The sequence below is a fragment of the Rickettsia sp. TH2014 genome (assembly GCF_019249195.1).
GTDB lineage: Bacteria > Pseudomonadota > Alphaproteobacteria > Rickettsiales > Rickettsiaceae > Rickettsia > Rickettsia felis.
In genome coordinates, this window is record NZ_MXAX01000265.1 from 1 (window position 1) to 624 (window position 624).

Here is a 624-nt window from a genome sequence, read left to right on the forward strand (position 1 = left end):
TAATCTATCTGCTAAGTCCCATTTCTCAGGCAATAAGTCTTGATGAACGCTATTATTAAACTTCAATGCCGTTGGATCAACTACGCTTACAAAGCCTATATGATCATTGGCTTTATTGAGTTTGTTTTTAATTACTTCTGCTGCTTTTAAACCCGCTTTGTCATTATCAGGCCATATTATTACATCACGCCACTGTAATTGACCCCAGTTCACTCTATCAGCAGCGTTACTGCCGCCCATCCATGATACTACATTATATTCAGGTAGTATTTTAGATGCAGCAATCGCTGCCTTTTCACCTTCTACTATCAATATAGGCTTGCTACTGACAGTAGCTTTCTCTATGCCAAAGATAGGCTTGTCACCCTTATCAGTAAATCCTTTACAGCGCCAAGCTTGCTCTTCTTTTGCAGCGTTGTAGCAATAGGTGACAGGTAGAGTTTGTTTTGTACCATCCTTTTTGTTGATGAAGCGTACTACATACCCTAGTAACTTGTCGTCAGCATCTTTATAAGTGTATACTGCCTCTAATATGTGATGATGCATCATGCCCTTTAGATGCTTATTTGGATCAAAGCTTTCTGCATTTGTAATTTTGTCCTGAGCGGGCGTCCACTTATTTGC

Annotated in this window: 1 protein-coding gene; it reads right to left on the bottom strand. The window is 39.7% G+C overall.

Annotation, left to right across the window (positions count from 1 at the left end):
* Positions 1–624 (bottom strand): toprim domain-containing protein (locus KYQ89_RS07925; RefSeq protein WP_256621433.1); only part of this gene is annotated, 624 nt, incomplete at both ends.